Source organism: Adlercreutzia wanghongyangiae, assembly GCF_035989245.1.
GTDB lineage: Bacteria > Actinomycetota > Coriobacteriia > Coriobacteriales > Eggerthellaceae > Adlercreutzia > Adlercreutzia wanghongyangiae.
Map to the genome: position 1 here is coordinate 85,094 of NZ_JAYMFF010000015.1, position 18,177 is coordinate 103,270.

The following is an 18,177-nucleotide window of genomic DNA, read 5'->3' on the forward strand; positions in this document are numbered from 1 at the left end:
AATAGGCTTAGTCTTTGCCGGCCTTGCCAGCCTTGCGGCGGACATGCTCGCCCTCGTAGCGAATGCCCTTGCCCTTGTAGGGCTCCGGCTTACGCCACTTGCGGATGTTCGCGGCAACCTGGCCGACCTGTTCCTTGCTGGGGCCGGAGACCACGATCTCGGTCTGGGACGGCACCTCGAAGGTAATGTCCTCGGGAGCCTCCACCAGCACCGGGTGGGAATAGCCCAGCTGCATCTCAAGGTCCTTGCCCTTGAGAGCGGCACGGTAGCCGACGCCGACGAGCTGCAGCTTCTTGGAGAAGCCGGCCGACACGCCCTCAACCATGTTGGCGAGCAGCGTACGGGTCAGGCCGTGAGCGCTCTTGGACTCACGAGTGTCGTCGGGACGGGTCACGATAAGCTCATCGCCCTCGCGGGTGATGGTCATGGACGGCAAAAACGTACGGGTCAGTTCGCCCTTGGGGCCCTTCACCGTCACCGTCTGGCCGTCGATGGTCACATCGACGCCGGCAGGAACGGGAATGGGCATCTTACCGATACGAGACATATGCTCTACCTTCCTTTCCTACCACAGATAGGCGATGACCTCGCCGCCGATGCCCTCTTTGCGGGCATCGCGGTCGGTCATAACGCCGCGGGACGTCGAGATGATGGCCGTGCCGAGACCGCCGAGCACGCGGGGCAGCTCGTCCTTGCCGGCGTAGATACGCAGGCCGGGCTTGGAGATGCGCTTGATGCCGCGGATGGTCTTGGCCTTCTTCGGGCCGTACTTGAGAGTGATCTCAAGGGTGGCGCGGGGCTCGCCGTCGATCACGTCGAAGCGCTGGATGTAGCCTTCCTGCTCCATGATGCGCACGATCTCGACGAGCTTCTTGCTCGACGGCATGGAAACCGTCGCCTTGCCGGCAGACTGGCCGTTGCGCACGCGCGTCAGCATGTCTGCGATGGGGTCGGTCATTGTCATGTTGTGTTTCTCCTTTGATCCGTGATGAACCGCACGTCCGGTTCGTCGGCGCCCATAGCGCCTCCGCCTGTAACGTGGGCACACCCTGAAACGTGGGCGGGTTTCCTACCAGGAAGCCTTGGTCACGCCGGGCAGCTCGCCTTTGTTAGCCAACTCACGCACGCAAATGCGGCACAGGCCGAACTTGCGATAGTAGGCGCGGGGACGTCCGCAACGGGTGCAGCGGTTGTGCTGACGCGTCGAGAACTTCGGTTCGCGCTTGGCTTTGGCGATCATCGATTTCTTAGCCATGCATTCCTTCTTTCTTATGCCTTCAAGCCCGCATTCCTTTCGCGGACTTAAAACCTGAGGTTACGCGACGAGGCTTTGCGCCTGTCGTTTTACTTGCTCTTGAACGGGAAGCCCAGCGCAGTCAGCAGCGCGAAGGCGCCCTCGTTCTCGCCGGCATTGGTGACAAAGGTGATGTCCATGCCGCGGGTGCGGTCGATCTTGTCGTACTCGATCTCGGGGAAGATCAGCTGCTCGGTGATGCCGAGCGTGTAGTTGCCGCGGCCGTCGAAGCTCTTCGGCGAGATACCGCGGAAGTCGCGGACACGGGGAAGAGCGGTGGCCAGCAGACGATCGAGGAACTCCCACATGCGGTCGCCACGCAGGGTCACCTTGCAGCCGATAGCCTGGCCCTCGCGCACATGGAAGCCGGCGATGGACTTCTTGGCGCGGGTCACGCAGGGCTGCTGGCCGGTGATGATGCGCATGTCGTTCATGGCGGCATCGAGCAGCTTGGAGTCGCCGGCGGCGGCGCCAACGCCCATGTTCACCACGATCTTCTCGAGGCGGGGCACGCAGTTGATGTTCTTGATGCCGAGCTGCTCAACGAGCGCCGGCACGATCTCGGTCTGGTACTTGACCTTCAGACGAGGAGTTTCAGCCATCAGTCTTTGCCTTTCTTCGATGGATTAAACGCGGGATTTCCGACCCCGCGTCCCCGGGACCTTCCCGGGGCCATAGCGCGCACGCGCGCGATTGGATATTGTCCCACAGTACGGGCCTTTATCCAAGAAGAAATCCGCTTCCTTCACAGGAAGCGGATTTCAACGGTGGCATTTACTCGGCAGCGGGAATGTCCTTGCCGCACTTCTTGCACACGCGGACGAGCTTGCCCTCGTCGCGGCGACGGGCCACGCGGGTGGCCTCGCCGCAGGAGGGGCACACCAGCATCACGTTGGACACGTGAATGGGGGCCTCCACGGTGGAAATGCCGCCCTGCGGGTTCTGCTGAGTGGGGCGCATGGCCTTCTTGACCATGTTCACCTTCTCCACCACCACGCGGGACTTCTCGGGAACGGAGCGCAGCACCTTGCCGGTCTTGCCGCGATCCTTGCCGCTGATCACCTTCACGGTGTCGCCCTTGCGGATCGTCATCTTGTTCTGAGCCATTCTGACACCTCCCCTACAGCGTTTCCGGTGCCAGAGACACGATCTTCATGTACTTCTTGTCGCGCAGCTCGCGGGCGACGGGCCCGAAGATACGGGTACCGCGCGGGGAGCCGTCCTGGTTGATCAGCACGGCGGCGTTCTGATCGAAGCGGATGTAGGAGCCGTCGTTGCGACGAACTTCCTTCTTCACGCGCACGATCACGCAGCGCACGACCTCGCCCTTCTTGACGTTGCCGTTGGGCATCGCCTCCTTGACGCTGCAGATGATCACGTCACCGAGGCCCGCGTAACGGCGCTTCGAGCCGCCCAGGACCTTGATGCACTGCACCTTGCGAGCGCCGGAGTTGTCGGCCACGGCGAGCATGGATTGCATCTGAATCATGTGATGTTCCTACTTTCCTTATCAATAGCTTTCGTGCCAGGGCACCAAAACTATTTGGCCTTCTCGACGATCTTCAGCAAACGCCAGCGCTTCATCTTGGACAGCGGGCGCGTCTCCATGATCTGAACGGTGTCGCCGACGCCGGCTTCGTTGTTCTCGTCATGGGCATGGAACTTCTTGGTGGAGGTGATCATCTTCTTGTAGATGGGATGGGGCTTGCGCTCCTCCACGGCCACCACGATGGTCTTGTCATTGGCGTCGCTCACCACGATGCCCTGACGAACCTTACGCAAATTGCGCTCTTCAGTCATTGTTTGCACCTTCCTTGATCTACGCGCTCAGCTCGCGAGCCCGCATCTCAGTCATGATGCGCGCGATGTCCTTCTTAACCTGCTTCACGCGGGCGGTGTTGTCAAGCTGGCTCGTGGCCATCTGGAAGCGAAGGTTGAACAGCTCAGCCTTGGCCTCCTTCAGCTTCACCTGCAGGTCCTCGGCAGAAAGTTCACGAATCTCTGCTGCTTTCATTATTGCTGCCCCTCCGTTTCACGAGTGACGATCTTGCACTTGATGGGCAGCTTGTTGATGGCCAAACGAAGTGCCTCGCGGGCGGTCTCATCGTCCACGCCGGCGATCTCGAACATGATGCGGCCCGGCTTCACAACAGCGACCCAGCCCTCGGGATTGCCCTTACCGGAACCCATGCGGGTCTCGGCGGGCTTGGAGGTGATGGGCTTGTCGGGGAAGATCGTGATCCACACCTTACCGCCACGCTTCATGTGACGGGTCATGGCAATACGAGCAGCCTCGATCTGACGGTTGGTAATCCAGTGAGCCTCCAGGGCCTGGATGCCGTACTCACCGTGGTTCAGGCGGGTGCCGCCCTTGGCCTTACCCTTCATGGAACCACGCTGCACCTTGCGGTGCTTCACGCGCTTAGGTACGAGCATTTACTTGTCACCCCTCTCGCGGCGATCGTTACGACGGGAACGGTTCGGGCGGGAAGAGCCCTCGAGCGCGGGCTGGGGAGCCTTCTGGCCCGGCAGCACCTCGCCGTGGTACACCCACACCTGCACGCCGATGGAACCCATGGTGGTGGCAGCGGTGGCGAAGCCGTAGTCGATCTTCGCACGCAGGGTGTGCAGCGGCACGCGACCCTCGCGGTACCACTCGCGGCGGCTCATCTCGGCACCGCCCAGACGGCCGGAGCACTGGATACGGATGCCCTTGGCGCCCGACTTCATGGCCGACTGCACGGCCTTGCGCATGGCGCGACGGAAGGCCACGCGGCCCTCCAGCTGCTCGGCCACGGACTGGGCGATCAGCTCGGCGTCCAGCTCGGGACGCTTCACCTCCACCACGTCGATGGACACCGGGCCGTTAGCGACCTTCTCCAGGTCCTTGCGCAGAGCGTCGATCTCGGCGCCCTTCTTGCCGATGACCACGCCGGGGCGGGCGGTGGTGATGACGACCTTGATCTTGTCGCCGGCACGCTCGATCTCCACCTTGGAGACGGAGGCGCGGGCGAGACGCTTGTCGAGGAACTTGCGGATGGCAATGTCGTTCTCAAGCGTGGCGGCGTAGTCCTTGCCGGCGTACCAGCGGCTGCGCCAATCCTCGGTAATACCGAGGCGGAATCCGGTAGGGCTGACTTTCTGACCCATTACCTTATGCCTCCTCTCGGGGTGCGACGACGATGGTGATGTGGCACGTGCGCTTGTTGATGCGCGACGCGGAACCCTTGGCGCGGGGACGAATGCGCTTCAGGGTGGGACCCTCGTCGACGAACGCGGTCTTCACGACCAGGTTGTCGGCGCGAAGGTGGTTGTTGTGCTCGGCGTTGGCCACGGCGGAGTTCAGCGTCTTGGCGACGGTCTCGGCGGCAGCGCGCTCGCAGAAGGCCAGAATCTCGCGGGCCTGGGCGACGGACTTGCCGCGCACCAGGTCGACCACGATGCGGGCCTTGCGGGGAGCGATGCGGACGTAACGCGATACTGCTTTAGTTTCCATGTAACTTCTCACCTATGCCCTATCGCTTCTTCTTGTCGGCCGCGTGACCCTTGAAGGTACGGGTCGGCGAGAACTCGCCCAGCTTGTGGCCAACCATAGACTCGGTAATGTAGACCGGCACGTGCTTGCGGCCATCGTACACGGCGATGGTGTGACCCACCATTTCCGGGAAGATGGTGCTGGCGCGGGACCAGGTCTTGATGACGTTCTTTTCGCCAGCCGCATTCATTGCCTCGATACGGGCAAGCAGGCGCGGCTCTACGAAAGGACCCTTTTTCAAACTTCTGCTCACTTAAGACTCCTTCTATTCCGCTACTTCTTGCGACGACGGATGATGAGACGGCTGGAGGCCTTCTTCTTGTTGCGGGTGCGATGGCCCTTAGTCGGCACGCCCCACGGGGTAACCGGATGACGACCGGCGGACTTGTTCTTGCCCTCGCCACCGCCGTGCGGATGGTCGACCGGGTTCATGACGGTACCGCGAACGGTCGGACGGACGCCCATCCAACGCTTGCGGCCGGCCTTACCGATCTTGATGTTGGAGTGCTCGGCATTGCCCACCTCGCCGATGGTGGCGCGGCAGGTGATCAGCACGCGACGCATCTCGGAAGAGGGCATGCGCAGGATGGCGTAGTTGCCCTCCTTACCCATGAGCTGGATGGAAGTGCCGGCGGAACGAGCGATGGCGGCACCCTTGCCGGGCTGCAGCTCCACATTGTGGATCAGCGTACCGACCGGGATGTTGGCCAGGGGCAGCGCGTTGCCGGGCTTGATGTCGGCATCGGGACCGGAGACCACGATGTCGCCCACCTTCAGGCCCTTCGGGTGGATGATGTAGCGCTTCTCGCCGTCAACATAGTGCAGCAGAGCGATACGGGCGGAACGGTTGGGATCGTACTCGATCGTGGCGACCTTGGCGGGCACGCCGTCCTTGTTCCGCTTGAAGTCGATGATGCGGTAACGCTGTTTGTTGCCGCCGCCCTGGTGACGGGTGGTGATGCGGCCATACATGTTGCGACCGGCCTTCTTCGGCTTCGGGGCCAGCAGAGACTTCTCCGGCTTGGACGTGGTGATCTCCGCGAAGTCGGAGACCGTCTGGAAACGTCGGCCGGGGCTCGTCGGCTTGTACTGTTTGATTCCCACAGTAACAACCTTTCTTGACTTCGGACCTTTCCCACTGCCGGTTGGTAGGGCAACCTGCACCGGGATCCGTCCCTTACCTCGGATCTTCCGCTCGCGCGCCTCTCCGCACACCGGAAGCTCCCTTGCCTTGGTGGTCAGGCGATTGCCGATCGGCCGCGATGGAGGCTCGGGGCCGCGACGCCGTCTAACCACGCGCCCGGGTGTATCCATCGACGGTCACACAGACGCAAAGATGCATTATAGGCGTGGGTTTGGGCGGGTTCAAGAAGTTTTTCGCCGACGGCTGCGCCCTCACATTTCCCGCACATACGGGGCGAATAGAGGACCACCGGGAAGGATGAGAGTCCCGTTCCGCAGGCATCTGAGCATCCGCGGGGATGAGGCTTCGCTCCGCAGCCGACTTCGCGCTTATCCCGCTGCGAGCATGATCAAGGCAATAGCAGAAATGACACCTGCGACTCGGTACCAAACCAGACAATCTTGCCTAAGCCATCGGCTCTCGTCGCCAAAAATCGCGAGTTTGGTACCCTGAGCGCGCTTTCTCCAAAATTCCCACCTGGTATTTCTTCGGGCCAGGGTACCAAACCCACCAGTTTTGGGGTACCAAACCTCACTATTCTGACGAGAGGCCTGAATGGTGCGAGCGCGACGCTGGCAAACGAAAAGCGCCCCTCGGCCGCAGACGAGGCTGCGTGCCCGAGGGACGCTGCAAGAAGACGAAGGCGCAACCGCGAAGGGAGGGAGGGGTGCGGGGCGCCTTCCCGAAACGGCTAGTCCTGCTTCACGAGACCGCGCTCGGCGGCGGCGTCGCGCAGCTTCTGCCAAATGGCCAGGTGATCGATCTCCAGCTGGTTGCAGTGGGCCGTGCAGGTGCCGCACATGGTGCAGTCCCACAGGCCGCCCTGGACGGCCTCCACGATGCGGTCGGCCTGGTCATAGGGATCGAAGTGGCGGAAGGCCACAGCCAGCATATGGGAGGGCCCAATGTACTCCGGGTTCATGGCGCGAGCCGGGCAGCCGGCCGTGCACACCTGGCAGCGGGCACAGTAGTTGATGCCGAACAGCTCGTCGGCGTCCTCCATGTTGTAGGTCTGAACGTCGTCGATAGTCAGCGGAGCCACGCGCACGCGCTTGTAAGTCTCGGCGATCTTCTCCTGCACCTGGCTCTTGTCCACCACGAGGTCCTTCACCACCGGCACGCCGGCGAGCGGCTCGACCGTATGGGAGCCGTCCTCAAGCGGAACCACGCAAGCGAGCACGGGCTCGCCGTCGAGCATCATGGCGCAGCGGCCGCACATGCGTCCACGGCAGGAGTAGTCGAAAGCCAGCGGCTCCTCGTTCTCGTGGATATACACGAGCGCCTGCAGCAGGGTCATGTACTCGTCGTCGTGGGGAACCTCATAGGTGGCCTCGTAGGGCTGCGCGTCCTTTTCGGGATCGTAGCGCTTGACGGTTATCTTCATTGGAACTCTCCTTCATTCTTGCTAGTACGTGATCTTCTCACTCGTCAGGGTGCCGTCTTCGGCACGCGTGTAGGCCAGCGAGCACTTCCAGTTAACGTCATCAACATCTGGGAATTCCGGTCGAATGAGGGAATCGCGGCTCTCCTCGCGCTCCAGCGAGCCGGCAACGAACAAACGCGCCTCGTCGAGAAGGTTCAGCGTCTCGATGGCATCCTTCCAGTCGAGGTTGTAAGTGCGCGACTTGTCGGCGCAGGCCATACGCGGCACATCCTCGGCGAGGATACGCTCGAGCTCGTCTCGCGCAGCCTCCAGCGTCGCAACGGGACGAACGGGACGACCTGCCTCGGCGCAGGCGTACTGAACATTGCGGCGTACGGTGATGGGCCGCAGAGGATCGTCGATCTCGCGCATGCGCAGATCCTCGAGACGAGAAATCTCGTCAGCAACGGAAGCGTAAGTCGCTCCCTCTAGAGGCTCGTAGGACTGCACGTACTCCATGGCCTTCTTCATAGCGTAGCGACCCATGCCGCGGTTGGTGTTGTTCACGTTGCCGCCCTGGCTGCCGGAATTGGCTCGCACGACGAACAGGCCCTCGAAGTCGCGGCACATGGCGTTCTCGTCCACCAGGGGCTGTCCGCCATGCTCGTACATCTCCGGAACAACCTCCACAGTCTCCTTCAGGAAATCGAAGCCGAAGTTTCGCTTGAGCAGGGCCGCATTACGCTGGTACATCCAGCGCATGGTGGGCATGGACTCTTCAGTGACAGTGAGGTACACGCCGCCGTTCTCCGACCCTTTGCCGGCATCGTTGGCCAGGGCCATCGCCTGAATGACGCCCTCCTGGGTCGTAAGAACTTCAGGATCGACGTAGGCGGTGAGCGGGTTGCCGTCGGCGTCGGCCAAATCGCCCGAGTGTACCGAGTCGGCGCCCATCATGGCGCCCTCGGAAGCTGCAAAGCTCCGCGGGTAGACGGTCATGAGGTCATAGGTGCAGAACTCGTTGTCGGCAATGCGGCCGCCGTGACGCAGGATGGACATCTCCACCTCAGCCGTGTTGTCGAGGCAGTTGTTCGAAGTGCAGGAAGTGGAATTCCACCCGAAAAACTGGGTAGATCCGCCCGTGGCGCTTACCGTCGCCTTGGCGTGGTACACGCGGTATTCACCCGTGGGAAGGTAGATGCCCACCGCGCCCAGGCAGCGTCCGTCCTCGATGATGAGGTCGGTGATCATGGTCTTGTCATGAACGGTGACGTAGTCCTTCGAACGGAAATAGTCGGACCAATGACGTGTCATGGAATGCTCGATACCGCGCGTCGTCGGGAAGTCGTAAAGGTAGAACGGCGTGCCGTCGTCGTTGCGCGGCGAGAGGATCTCGCCCATATTGGCGATGGCCACCTCGGGATACATCTCATCCTTGTCCTGGACCTTCATCTGCTTGAACAGGCTCCAGTCACGCACGAACGTGCCCTCGGGCACCTCGTCGGCGGTCTCGTAGTAGGCCTCGGGTGTCCAGGTGTGCATGATGTCGAAGTTCATGCCGAACGCGCCGCCGAAGCCATAGGGCGCCTTATCCACCACGATAAGGTTCTGACCCGCTCGGCAGGCTTGCTCCATAGCAAACGATGCGCCGAAACCGCCGCCGATGAGCAAGATGTCCGTATCGAAAACGCTCGCGGTAACCTCCGCCGCGGCAACGGTGCCGGCGCTCTCAGCTCCAGTATCCGCCATCTCGCTCTGGCTCGTCGGCGCGCAACCTGCAAGCGCACCGCCCGCCAAAGCCGCCGCGCCGGCCGTCAGACCGCCCAGCTTGAAGAACGAACGTCGGTCCATGCTGCGAACCGCCTTCTCTCCTTGCGTGTTCCCCATCCCTCTTTCTCCTTTCAAATAGGGATCAGACGAGGAAGAGATTACGCATCGTCAACGTCGGCAGCAAAAGTTGCGTTATCGGAACAATCGTTGACCTTCTTATGCCCGACAATGCGCCTGATAATTGTTGCGCATTTGGAATATCGTCAGGCGCGAGATACTCGCGCGTATCATATGATGCAACGGAGGAGACGGGGGGCAACGATGGAGCGTGCGGGAGAGGGTTGGAGCGACGGCAGCGATGCGGCTTTGGTGTTCGATCGGTGGATGAGAATTATCACAAGCCGATTGAGAGCGGAACGCGAATCTACCATAAATCAGTTCTGGATGCTTCTTGTCACTAGCGGTAAGCCAGCAATGCCTGTAGCCGCAGCGGCCAACATACTAGAACTGAACTACACGACTATTGCCGAGTGCACTGCGCAGCTCGTTTCCGTGGGAGCTCTTGAGAAAACCAAATCCGAAGACGATAGTCGCTGCGCTCTCATCACCACAACCAAGGCGGGCGAGCATCTGATGGACACCCTGGATCGATGCCTCGTGTCAGTTGCGAAAGACGCCCTCGCTCCCCTCGAGGGAGAAAGGCGCGTGCAGGGGCTGCGCCTCTTCTACGAGGTATGCGTCCGACTCGGCAAGAAGCGAATGGCGGGCAACTTGGTGCGCGGAGACAGCGTCTTCATCATTACCTGCCAGCAAATCGCCGTCGAATTCGGTCACCTCTGCCGGCAGTACCGCCTCAACGAGATTCAGGGCCACACGCTCCTCGCCATCGGCCAGAGCGAATGCGCTTCAATGAAAGCGCTGCGCAAGAAGCTGTGCCTGGACGCCCCTACCCTCTCCCGCGCCGTCTCGCGCCTCGTCGAGCGAGGATTCGCAAAGCGCGTCGAGGGCGCCAGTCGCCGAGAGACGAACGTCGCGCTCACCGCAAGCGGCCTACAGTGCGCCTCGAGCCTCGCCGAGGAAACCGACTCCATGCTCGCGCGGCTCTTCGCCGACGACTACGGCAGCCCGACATTCCGCCAAACGGTGAGCGCCCTGCGCGCGTCGCTCGAAGAGTACGCCCGGCAGCGCTAGCGTCCCTTGCGGATACCGCCTTTGCGGCCGTTGGCCTTTGGGGGCTTGCCAGCTCGTTGGGGCTTCGGGGCCGGGCCGCGGCCCTTCGCGGGCTTGAAGGCGCTGGCTTTGCCCTTTCCCTTACGCGGGGCGCCGCCGTCCTCGTCGCGCTTCTTCGGGCGGATGGGGCGGATGAGGCACTGCTCGTCCCAGCCGATGAGATCGGTGCGGCCGGCCTTCACCAGGGCCTCGCGCACCAGGTCGTAGTTGGCCGGGTTGCGGTACTGGATGAGCGCGCGCTGCATGGCTTTCTCGCGGGCCGACTTGGGCACGTAGATGGGCTCCATGGTGCGCGGATCCAGCCCCGTGTAGTACATGCAGGTGGAGATGGTGGACGGCGTGGGGTAGAAGTCCTGCACCTGCTCGGGGTTGAAGCCCATGTCGCGCACGTATTCCGCAAGCTCCACCGCCTCGGCGAGCGTGCTGCCCGGATGCGAGCTCATGAGGTAGGGCACCACGAACTGGCTCTTCCCCGCCGCGCGGTTGGCCTCGTCGAATGCCTCGCAGAAGGCGTCGTAGACGGCCCGCGGCGGCTTGCCCATGGCGGAAAGCACCGTGTCGGACACGTGCTCGGGGGCCACCCGCAGCTGGCCGGACACATGGTGGGCCGCCAGCTCGTGCAGGAAGGTGCGCTCGGGGTCGGGGTCGGCCATCACGTAGTCGAACCGGATGCCGGAACGGACAAACACCTTCTTCACCCCCGGCAGCTTCCGCAGCTTGCGCAGAAGGCCCGTGTAATCGCGATGGTCGGCCTTCAGCGCCGGGCAGGGCCTCGTGCCCAAACAGCGGCGGTCGGCGCAGGCGCCGCGGGTGCGCTGCTTGGCGCAGGCCGGCCCGCGGAAGTTCGCCGTGGGGCCGCCCACGTCGTGGATGTATCCTTTGAAGTCGGGCTCTTCGGTCATAAGGCGCGCCTCTTCCAGCAGCGACTCGTGGGAGCGGCCCGTCACGATGCGACCCTGGTGGAAGGTGAGCGCGCAGAAGGCGCACTCGCCGAAGCAGCCGCGACAGGAGGTGAGCGAGAACTTCACCTCGGCAAGCGCCGGCACGCCGCCGGCCGCGTCGTAGCTCGGATGCCACGTGCGGGTGTAGGGCAGGCGGTAGACCGCGTCCATCTCGTTTTGGGTCAGGGGCGCGGCCGGCGGGTTCTGCACCACGTACACGCCGTGCGGGTACTCCTCCACCAGGCGGCCGCCCGTAACGGGGTCGCTCTCGCGATACTGCACAGCGAAGCTCTCCGCGAAGGCGCGTTTGCTGGCGCTCACGTCCTCCCAGCTCGGCAGCATCCGATAGTCCACCACATGCTCGAGCGAGCGGGTGCGGAACGCCGTGCCGTCGATGAACGTGAGGTCCTCCACGGCAAGGCCCGCGGCAAGCGCGTCGGCAATCTCCACGATGGAGCGCTCCCCCATGCCGTAGGAGATGAGGTCGGCCCCGGAATCCAGCAGAATGGAGCGCTTGAGGGAATCGGACCAGTAGTCGTAATGGGCCAACCGTCGCAGGCTCGCCTCGATGCCGCCTAAGATGATGGGAGTCTTCTTGAAGATGCGGCGGATGAGGTTGGAATACACCACGGCCGCGTGGTTGGGCCGGGCACCCCCCGCACCGCCGGGGGTATAGGCATCGTCGTGGCGGCGCTTCTTGTTCACCGTATAGTGATTCACCATGGAATCCATGTTGCCCGCCGACACGAGGAAGCCCAGCCGCGGCTCGCCGAAGACGGCGATGCTCTCCGGGTCGTTCCAGTCGGGCTGGGCGATGAAGCCCACCTTGTAGCCGTGCGATTCCAGCACGCGCGTGATGATGGCGCTGCCGAAGGAGGGATGGTCCACGTAGGCGTCGCCCGACACGTAAACGAAGTCGAGCTGGTCCCAGCCGCGCGCGAGCGCCTCTTCACGCGTGGTGGGCAGGAAGGCTGAAGCCGGCAGCGCAGCCTGGGGCGCCTTGGCGGCGCGATTCTTCGGAGATTTCGACGCGGGCTTCTTCGACACAGGTAACACGTCCTTCATAGAAACGGGCGGGGAAGCTCCCCGCCCTGGTTGCAAATCTGACATCAAGCGGCAGGGACAGAGCCCCTTGCCCTGCAAAACGCTACTCGGCCTGAGGATCGGCGTCCGCGGCAGCCTCGGCGGCCGGAGCATCGGCGGCATCTGCGGGCACCTCGGCCGTGGTGATCTTCGCGTGCTCGGTCACGTAGCGGGCGGCCTTCAGGCGCTCGGCAGTCTCGCGCAGGGCGAAGCCGCGGCCCGAATCCTCCAGCTGTTGGCGCATCATCTTCGGGTTCGCCTGGGGATTCATGCCATAGCAGGCGTCTTCCATATCCTTGTCGGTCAGCGTCAGACGCTCGTGGCGGTACACGGCGTCCAGGCAGAAGCCCTGCACCAGCACCTCGCGCGTCTGCATCATCAGCATCATGCCGAACTGCTGCTCGCCGCCGTTGGCCGCGATGAACTGCTCCCAGGTCATGCCCTGCTGCTGCAGCTCCATACGCAGGTTCTGCACCAAGTGATCGCGCGTTGCCTCGTAGATCTCGTCGGCGATGCGGCCGTTGAAGCGGCTGGTCAGCTTGCCCACCACCATCTGCTGCACATAGCCCTCGTAGGCCTCGCGCTGCTGAGCCTCGAACACGCGGCGCATGTCGTCGCGCAGAGCCTGCACGCTGGCGAACATGGGCATGTTCGCCTTCACCCACGCGTCATCGATGACGGGCGTGACCTCCTTCTGCACGTTGTTCACCGTCACCGTGCACTGGATGGGCTTCATAACGGGCTTGCCGTCTTCCACGCCCATCGGTGCGTCGAACGTGAACTCCTTGGTCTGGCCCGGCTCCATGCCGATCAGCGCGGCATCGAAGCCCTCGGGCATATAGCCGCGACCCAGAGGATAGGTGCGATCGTCGCAAGTGAGCGCCTTTATCTCCTCGTCGCCGTCCATGCATTTCATGGCGATGGAGCACGCGTCGCCCTCCTGCAGCGGACGCGGGTCGCACACCTCGTACACCACCGCGTTGGCGGCCAGATCCTCCATCTGCTGGTTGATGGGCGTCTCGTCGAACACGAAGGGCTGCACGGTCACTTCCACCGGCTCATAGGAGGAAAGCTCGTAGGCGGGCTTCACCGTCACATCCATGGTGAAGGTGAACTTCTTGCCGCGCTCGAACTTCACCGTGGGCACCACCTTCGGCGGGAAGGCCGGCACCAGGTTGCGCCGGTCTAGGGCGCGGGGCATCAGCACCTCGATGGCGCTGGCCTCAACCACCTTGTCGAGATCGGCGATGCCCAGAGACTCCTGGCACAGCTGCTCGATGGTCTTACCCGGCTGCGGACGCACGCCCATCTGCATGGCGAAGGCCTCGCCGGCCTCCTTCAGGGCGTTGTTTACCTCGATGGCCGTGGCCTCGCAGTCCAGCTTGATAACGCCGTCAGCCAGCTTCTTCTCGGTTACTCTCATGGGTTCGGTGCTCCTTCTTCATGAATGGGGCCCGCCTTCTGCGAGCCCTCAAAGGTTTGGGCGCTATGGTAGCACAGCCGTCTCCCGCTGCCTGCGAGGCCTTCGCCACGCAGCGGGAAGCCCACAATTCACAAGCATGGCGCGCCCCGCCGCGAAGGACGGAACGCGCCATGAAAGGGAGGGCGATGACTGATTGCGCGATAGCTACTTCGCGTAGCGGGGCTTCAACCCGCGCTCTTCAGCAGCGGCGCGCAAATCATTCCAATAGGTCAGGTGGTCCACCTCGGTCGAATCGCAGATCTCGGTGCACTGGCCGCACAAAATGCAGCGGTACAATCCGTCGCGCACCGCCTCCACCACGCGGTCGGCCTGATCATAGGGATCATAGTGGCGGTATGCCGTGGCCAGCATGGTCATAGGACCCACGTAGTCGGCGTTCACCTCCATAGCCGGGCACACCGAGCTGCAGCGACCGCAGCGCGTGCACCACTCGATGGAGTACACCTTCTCCTGATTTGCCATGTCGAACTGGTTGATCTCGTCGCGATTCATGTCGTCGAAACGCACGCGATTGTATCGCGCCGACGTGGCCAAATGGCGCCGCGTCTTGTCGACGATAAGATCATGCAGCACGGGATATCCCGGCAGCGGGGCCATGGTATGATCGGAGTCGTCGATTGGCGTGATGCAGGCTAACTTCGGCTCATCGTCCACCAACATAGCACATCGACCGCAGCTGCGACCATGGCACGCGTAATCAAACGCGATGGGCTCCTCGTTCTCGTAGATGTACATCAGGGCCTCGAGCGCCGTCATCTTATCAGTATGGGGAACCTCGAACGTCTGGTCATAGGGCGCGGCGTCCTGAGACGGATCGAAGCGCGTGACGGTAATCTTCATTGAATCCTCCTCTTTGGAATCTACGCCGCCGGCGTCCAGTCGATGGACTCCCAATCGACAGCGGGCATTTCGACTTTCTCGATCTCGTAGCTGCCCTCGGCACCGCCAATGGCCAACGAGCAAGCCCACTCATCGCTCTTCTCGGGGAACTCGGGGCGCAAGTAACTGCCGCGGCTCTCCTCGCGGGTGAGCGAAGCCAGCACCGAAAGCTCAGAAATGGTGAGCAGGTTGTAGTTCTCGATGGCCTCTTTCCACTCCATGTTGTAGGCGAGGGTCGGACTGCCCACGGCCTGGCGCGGCAAATCTTCCTTGCGAATGCGAGCCAGTTCGTCGCGGGCTGCCTCCAGCGCCTCAGTGGTGCGAATGATGCCCATGGCGGAGCCCGCCGCCTTCTGGATGGCGCGACGGATGGTCACGGGGCGCATGTCGCCGCCCTCGGCATTGGTGCGAATGGCGGTCAGGCGCGCGTTCTCGGCATCGACCAGCGACAGGTCCAGCTCGCCGAGCTCGGCCATGCGCGCATACTGGATGGCGCAGTCCATGGCGTAATTTCCATACAGATAATTGTGTTCGACACCGGGGCTTCCCGCCGCACCAGTCATACCACCGCCACGTGCACAGAACAGACCCGCGAACTCACGGCTCATGGCCTTCTCATCGGTGAGCACGCTGCCCTGGTGCTCGATCATCTCCAAGCCGCATTCGATCACATCACTCGTGGGATCGATGCCGAAGGTGTCGCGGAACAGGTCGATGTTGCGGCGGTAGAAATAGCGAATCTGGGAGCGCGCCTCATCAGTCGTGTAGTCGACGTACACCCCGCCGGCGTCGGATCCGCGGCCCTCGGCGATGGCCTGACCGACGGTCTGGAGGAACAGGGTGCGGCTCTCCTGGTACTTCAGTGGGTTCTCCTCATCTACGAGGAACAAGTCGCCGTTTCGGTCCTTGATATAGCCCACCGACATACTGTCGGCGCCCAGGCCAGCCGGGTAACCGCAGGCGATGCCCGTGGGATACACGGTGATGAGATCGTAGTCGGCCCATTCGGAATCCACAATGGGGGCGCCGTGGCGGAAGGCAGCCATCTCCAGATCGGAGGTGTTGTCCGGCACGCTGCCCGACATGGGCGCCACCGTGTTCCAGCCGTTCAGCCAGCAGGTACCGCCCGTGGCCAGAACCGTCGCCTTCGCACGGAACACGCGAAATGCGCCGGTGGGCAAGTGGATGCCCATAGCACCCTGGCACACGCCGTCCTTAACGAGAAGATCGGTGAGCATGGTCTGATCGACGATGCTCAGCCACGGCGACGCCGTCAGGGCATCCATCTCGTGACGCGGGAACGAGCCCTCTACCATGTACATTTTTATCGCTTCGATATCTGAGAAGACGTGGTAACTGCCATCCTCGTTGCGCTCGGGGAACATCTGCCCCTTGTTCAGCACCTCCAAGTCGAGTTGATGGCCCTGGCCCGAACGAGACGGATCGGCTGCGTTGCACTGCTCGGCATAGCGACGGGCCGCCAAGTTCACCTCTTGGTTCAGCACGGGTCCCACCTGGGAGTCGAACTGATAGAAATTAGGATCGTAAATCCAGGTGGTCAGAAAATCGAAGTTCATGCCGGCAACGCCGCCAGAACCGAAGGGTCCCTTCTCCACCACCATGGTGTTCAAGCCGCTCTTGGCAGCATTGGCCGCCGCGGACATACCCGCATAACCGCACCCGCACACCAGAAGGTCGGTCTCGTATACCTCGTAGGTACCGTTCGGCGTGACCACTTCCTGCCCAGTTGCTGCCAGCGAGGCCTCCTCACCTGCCGGCGTGCAACCAGCCGCACTCAAGCCGGCGCCCGCCAGGAAAGCGAAGCCAGCCGCAGCGCTGGCGCCCTTCAGGAAACTGCGCCGGGAACATCCGACAGAACCGTCGTCGAGCATGGTGGCATCGTCCATAGCCATCCCCTTTCCTCTCTGCTCGTTGCAAGACAAGAAGAGAATGGCACGAACGGTCTCGGCGTCTGATTCGCAGTTTTAACGGAGTGTCAAATATAGACTGACAGAAATGCCGTTCTGTCAAGCGCGACTGGACAGCCTTTTAGATCCGCAAGTATGATGGCCCCCGCAGGAGGGAGATGCACATGAGGGTACAATATGTGGAGAAGCCGGCAGGCTTCGATGTGCGGATGCGCGTCGTGCAGACCATCACGCAACCCATCGGGGAGCTTTCTGTTGCCGAGATATGCCGCCGAGCCGACATATCTCGGCAAACCTTCTACAGCTATTTCGAGTCGAAGTACGCCATCGGACCATGGTATGCCTCGCATTGCGACACCTTCACTCTCGATCTTATCGGTCGGTCGCTCGGCTGGCGCGAAGCCTACGAAGGATGGTACACCCTTTTAGGAAAGCAGCGGCTGCTCTTCGAAAACGCCTCAAAGAGCAGGTTCAACGATGAGGGAGAGAGGAGAATTGCCGAACAGCGCATAAGCGCATTCCAAGCGGCCTTCAAGGAACGCGGGGTTGACTTCACCGACGAGTACCGAGGATTCGCCCACATGTGCGCTGTCATGGAACGTGCCGCCTTCCATCGCTGGCTCAAGGAGTGCTACGCCACGCCGCCCCACGAGCTGGCACGCTTCACCGAGCTATGCGTGCCACCCCTGCTGCACCGCGCGCTGAGCTGAGGAGCGCTCCCCGGCTGTCGGGCGGCCTGAAGGCCGCCCCTACACGCGTTCCACGAACTTGTAGCCGACGCGCCAAACGGTGAGCAGATATTTGGGCTGGGAGGGATTGTCCTCTATCTTCTCGCGAATCTTGCGCATGAACACAGTGATGGTGTTCTCGTCCACCGACGAGTCCTCGCCCCAGATATGCTCGTAGATTTGGGCGCGCGTGAACACCTGACCCGGGTTGGCCGCCAGAAGCGCCAGGATCTCGAACTCCTTGGCCGTCAGGTTCACCGGCTCGCCGCGCAGATAGGCCTCGTACTGGTTGAACCGTATCTCGAGATCGCCCGTGCAACTGGCACCTTCGCGACTAATGGCCTTGGCGAAAGCCAGATCGTCCCGATGGCGCCGAAGATGCGCCTGCACCCGCAGAAGCAGCTCATCGGAGCTGAAGGGCTTCACCACATAGTCATCGCCTCCGGCGTTGAACCCGATGGACTTATCGACGATGTCGCCTTTCGCCGACAGAAAGATGACGGGGATACGCCGCCCGCTCTCGCGCATGGTGCGGCACACCTCGAAGCCGTTCATGCCGGGCATCATCACATCCAGCAGCAGCAAGTCGGGTTTCTCGGCCGCCAACAGCTCAAGGCCCGCGGCTCCGTCCATCGCGCCGCAGAACCGGTAGCCCGCGTTCTCCAGGATGCGCCGCATGAGCACATGTAGGCTCTTGTCGTCGTCGATGAGCATCACCTTAGCCGCGCCTCGCGCGCCCGCCGTAGCCGCCTGATCCATA

Annotated in this window: 22 protein-coding genes; 2 read left to right on the top strand and 20 right to left on the bottom strand. The window is 62.5% G+C overall.

The window, feature by feature from the left end; translation table 11 throughout:
- Nucleotides 1–7: 7 nt before the first annotated feature.
- The 15 genes from rplF to VIN30_RS08465 all read right to left on the bottom strand — a co-directional run bounded on the left by rplF (nucleotide 8) and on the right by VIN30_RS08465 (nucleotide 9,262).
- A complete protein-coding gene (gene rplF / locus VIN30_RS08395) occupies nucleotides 8–547 on the bottom strand; it encodes a 50S ribosomal protein L6 (RefSeq protein WP_338210791.1) in 540 nt (179 codons plus the stop codon).
- 18 nt (nucleotides 548–565) lie between these two features.
- Nucleotides 566–964, bottom strand: coding sequence for a 30S ribosomal protein S8 (gene rpsH, locus VIN30_RS08400; RefSeq protein WP_016309209.1), 399 nt, complete (start codon nucleotides 962–964; stop codon nucleotides 566–568).
- A 105-nt stretch (nucleotides 965–1,069) separates the two neighbouring features.
- Complete coding sequence (locus tag VIN30_RS08405) at nucleotides 1,070–1,255, bottom strand: type Z 30S ribosomal protein S14 (protein ID WP_013980746.1); 186 nt, start codon at nucleotides 1,253–1,255, stop codon at nucleotides 1,070–1,072.
- 89 nt (nucleotides 1,256–1,344) lie between these two features.
- Nucleotides 1,345–1,896, bottom strand: coding sequence for a 50S ribosomal protein L5 (rplE, locus tag VIN30_RS08410; RefSeq protein ID WP_326425152.1), 552 nt, complete (start codon nucleotides 1,894–1,896; stop codon nucleotides 1,345–1,347).
- Between the two features lie 172 nt (nucleotides 1,897–2,068).
- A complete protein-coding gene (rplX, locus tag VIN30_RS08415) occupies nucleotides 2,069–2,401 on the bottom strand; it encodes a 50S ribosomal protein L24 (RefSeq protein ID WP_455423835.1) in 333 nt (110 codons plus the stop codon).
- Nucleotides 2,402–2,414: 13 nt separating this feature from the next.
- A complete protein-coding gene (gene rplN / locus VIN30_RS08420) occupies nucleotides 2,415–2,783 on the bottom strand; it encodes a 50S ribosomal protein L14 (protein ID WP_016309212.1) in 369 nt (122 codons plus the stop codon).
- A 50-nt stretch (nucleotides 2,784–2,833) separates the two neighbouring features.
- Nucleotides 2,834–3,094, bottom strand: a complete 261-nt coding sequence (rpsQ, locus tag VIN30_RS08425; RefSeq protein WP_028026212.1) for a 30S ribosomal protein S17 — start codon at nucleotides 3,092–3,094, stop codon at nucleotides 2,834–2,836.
- Nucleotides 3,095–3,113: 19 nt separating this feature from the next.
- Nucleotides 3,114–3,308: a 50S ribosomal protein L29 gene (rpmC, locus tag VIN30_RS08430; protein ID WP_016309214.1), complete on the bottom strand. Its 195-nt coding sequence runs from the start codon at nucleotides 3,306–3,308 to the stop codon at nucleotides 3,114–3,116.
- Complete coding sequence (gene rplP / locus VIN30_RS08435; RefSeq protein WP_016309215.1) at nucleotides 3,308–3,730, bottom strand: 50S ribosomal protein L16; 423 nt, start codon at nucleotides 3,728–3,730, stop codon at nucleotides 3,308–3,310. Before rplP ends, rpmC begins: the two co-directional genes overlap by 1 nt.
- Nucleotides 3,731–4,444 carry a 30S ribosomal protein S3 gene (rpsC, locus tag VIN30_RS08440; RefSeq protein ID WP_326425149.1) on the bottom strand — a complete coding sequence of 238 codons (714 nt, stop codon included), beginning with the start codon at nucleotides 4,442–4,444 and terminating at the stop codon, nucleotides 3,731–3,733.
- Between the two features lie 4 nt (nucleotides 4,445–4,448).
- Entirely contained in the window at nucleotides 4,449–4,790 is a 342-nt protein-coding gene (gene rplV / locus VIN30_RS08445) for a 50S ribosomal protein L22 (protein WP_326425147.1), read from the bottom strand.
- 19 nt (nucleotides 4,791–4,809) lie between these two features.
- The gene (gene rpsS, locus VIN30_RS08450; protein ID WP_016309218.1) at nucleotides 4,810–5,082 is read right to left on the bottom strand and encodes a 30S ribosomal protein S19; all 273 of its coding nucleotides are present in this window, start codon (nucleotides 5,080–5,082) and stop codon (nucleotides 4,810–4,812) included.
- Between the two features lie 20 nt (nucleotides 5,083–5,102).
- Entirely contained in the window at nucleotides 5,103–5,933 is an 831-nt protein-coding gene (gene rplB / locus VIN30_RS08455; protein WP_326425145.1) for a 50S ribosomal protein L2, read from the bottom strand.
- Nucleotides 5,934–6,703: 770 nt separating this feature from the next.
- Nucleotides 6,704–7,396 (bottom strand): succinate dehydrogenase/fumarate reductase iron-sulfur subunit, encoded by a 693-nt coding sequence (locus VIN30_RS08460; RefSeq protein WP_326425144.1) that lies wholly within the window; start codon nucleotides 7,394–7,396, stop codon nucleotides 6,704–6,706.
- Between the two features lie 21 nt (nucleotides 7,397–7,417).
- Complete coding sequence (locus tag VIN30_RS08465; protein WP_326425142.1) at nucleotides 7,418–9,262, bottom strand: FAD-binding protein; 1,845 nt, start codon at nucleotides 9,260–9,262, stop codon at nucleotides 7,418–7,420.
- Between the two features lie 204 nt (nucleotides 9,263–9,466).
- Here VIN30_RS08465 and VIN30_RS08470 point away from each other — a divergent pair, with 204 nt between their 5' ends.
- A complete protein-coding gene (locus tag VIN30_RS08470) occupies nucleotides 9,467–10,336 on the top strand; it encodes a MarR family transcriptional regulator (protein ID WP_326425140.1) in 870 nt (289 codons plus the stop codon).
- Here the strand turns inward: VIN30_RS08470 and VIN30_RS08475 are convergent.
- From VIN30_RS08475 to VIN30_RS08490, 4 genes are all read right to left on the bottom strand, one after another.
- Nucleotides 10,333–12,363 (bottom strand): YgiQ family radical SAM protein, encoded by a 2,031-nt coding sequence (locus VIN30_RS08475; protein WP_338210799.1) that lies wholly within the window; start codon nucleotides 12,361–12,363, stop codon nucleotides 10,333–10,335. The genes VIN30_RS08470 and VIN30_RS08475 overlap by 4 nt on opposite strands.
- Nucleotides 12,364–12,463: 100 nt before the next feature.
- The gene (locus tag VIN30_RS08480) at nucleotides 12,464–13,822 is read right to left on the bottom strand and encodes a trigger factor (protein ID WP_338210801.1); all 1,359 of its coding nucleotides are present in this window, start codon (nucleotides 13,820–13,822) and stop codon (nucleotides 12,464–12,466) included.
- 204 nt (nucleotides 13,823–14,026) lie between these two features.
- On the bottom strand, nucleotides 14,027–14,722 hold the full coding sequence (locus VIN30_RS08485; protein WP_326425134.1) for a succinate dehydrogenase/fumarate reductase iron-sulfur subunit: 696 nt from the start codon (nucleotides 14,720–14,722) through the stop codon (nucleotides 14,027–14,029).
- 20 nt (nucleotides 14,723–14,742) lie between these two features.
- Nucleotides 14,743–16,674 (bottom strand): FAD-binding protein, encoded by a 1,932-nt coding sequence (locus tag VIN30_RS08490; RefSeq protein WP_326425132.1) that lies wholly within the window; start codon nucleotides 16,672–16,674, stop codon nucleotides 14,743–14,745.
- 179 nt (nucleotides 16,675–16,853) lie between these two features.
- On the opposite strand from VIN30_RS08490, the gene VIN30_RS08495 reads away from it, so the two are divergent.
- Nucleotides 16,854–17,399 carry a TetR/AcrR family transcriptional regulator gene (locus tag VIN30_RS08495; protein WP_326425130.1) on the top strand — a complete coding sequence of 182 codons (546 nt, stop codon included), beginning with the start codon at nucleotides 16,854–16,856 and terminating at the stop codon, nucleotides 17,397–17,399.
- A gap of 39 nt (nucleotides 17,400–17,438) precedes the next feature.
- On the opposite strand, the gene VIN30_RS08500 is transcribed toward VIN30_RS08495, so the two are convergent.
- Nucleotides 17,439–18,176, bottom strand: a complete 738-nt coding sequence (locus tag VIN30_RS08500; RefSeq protein WP_326425128.1) for a response regulator transcription factor — start codon at nucleotides 18,174–18,176, stop codon at nucleotides 17,439–17,441.
- Between the last annotated feature and the right edge of the window lies 1 nt (nucleotide 18,177).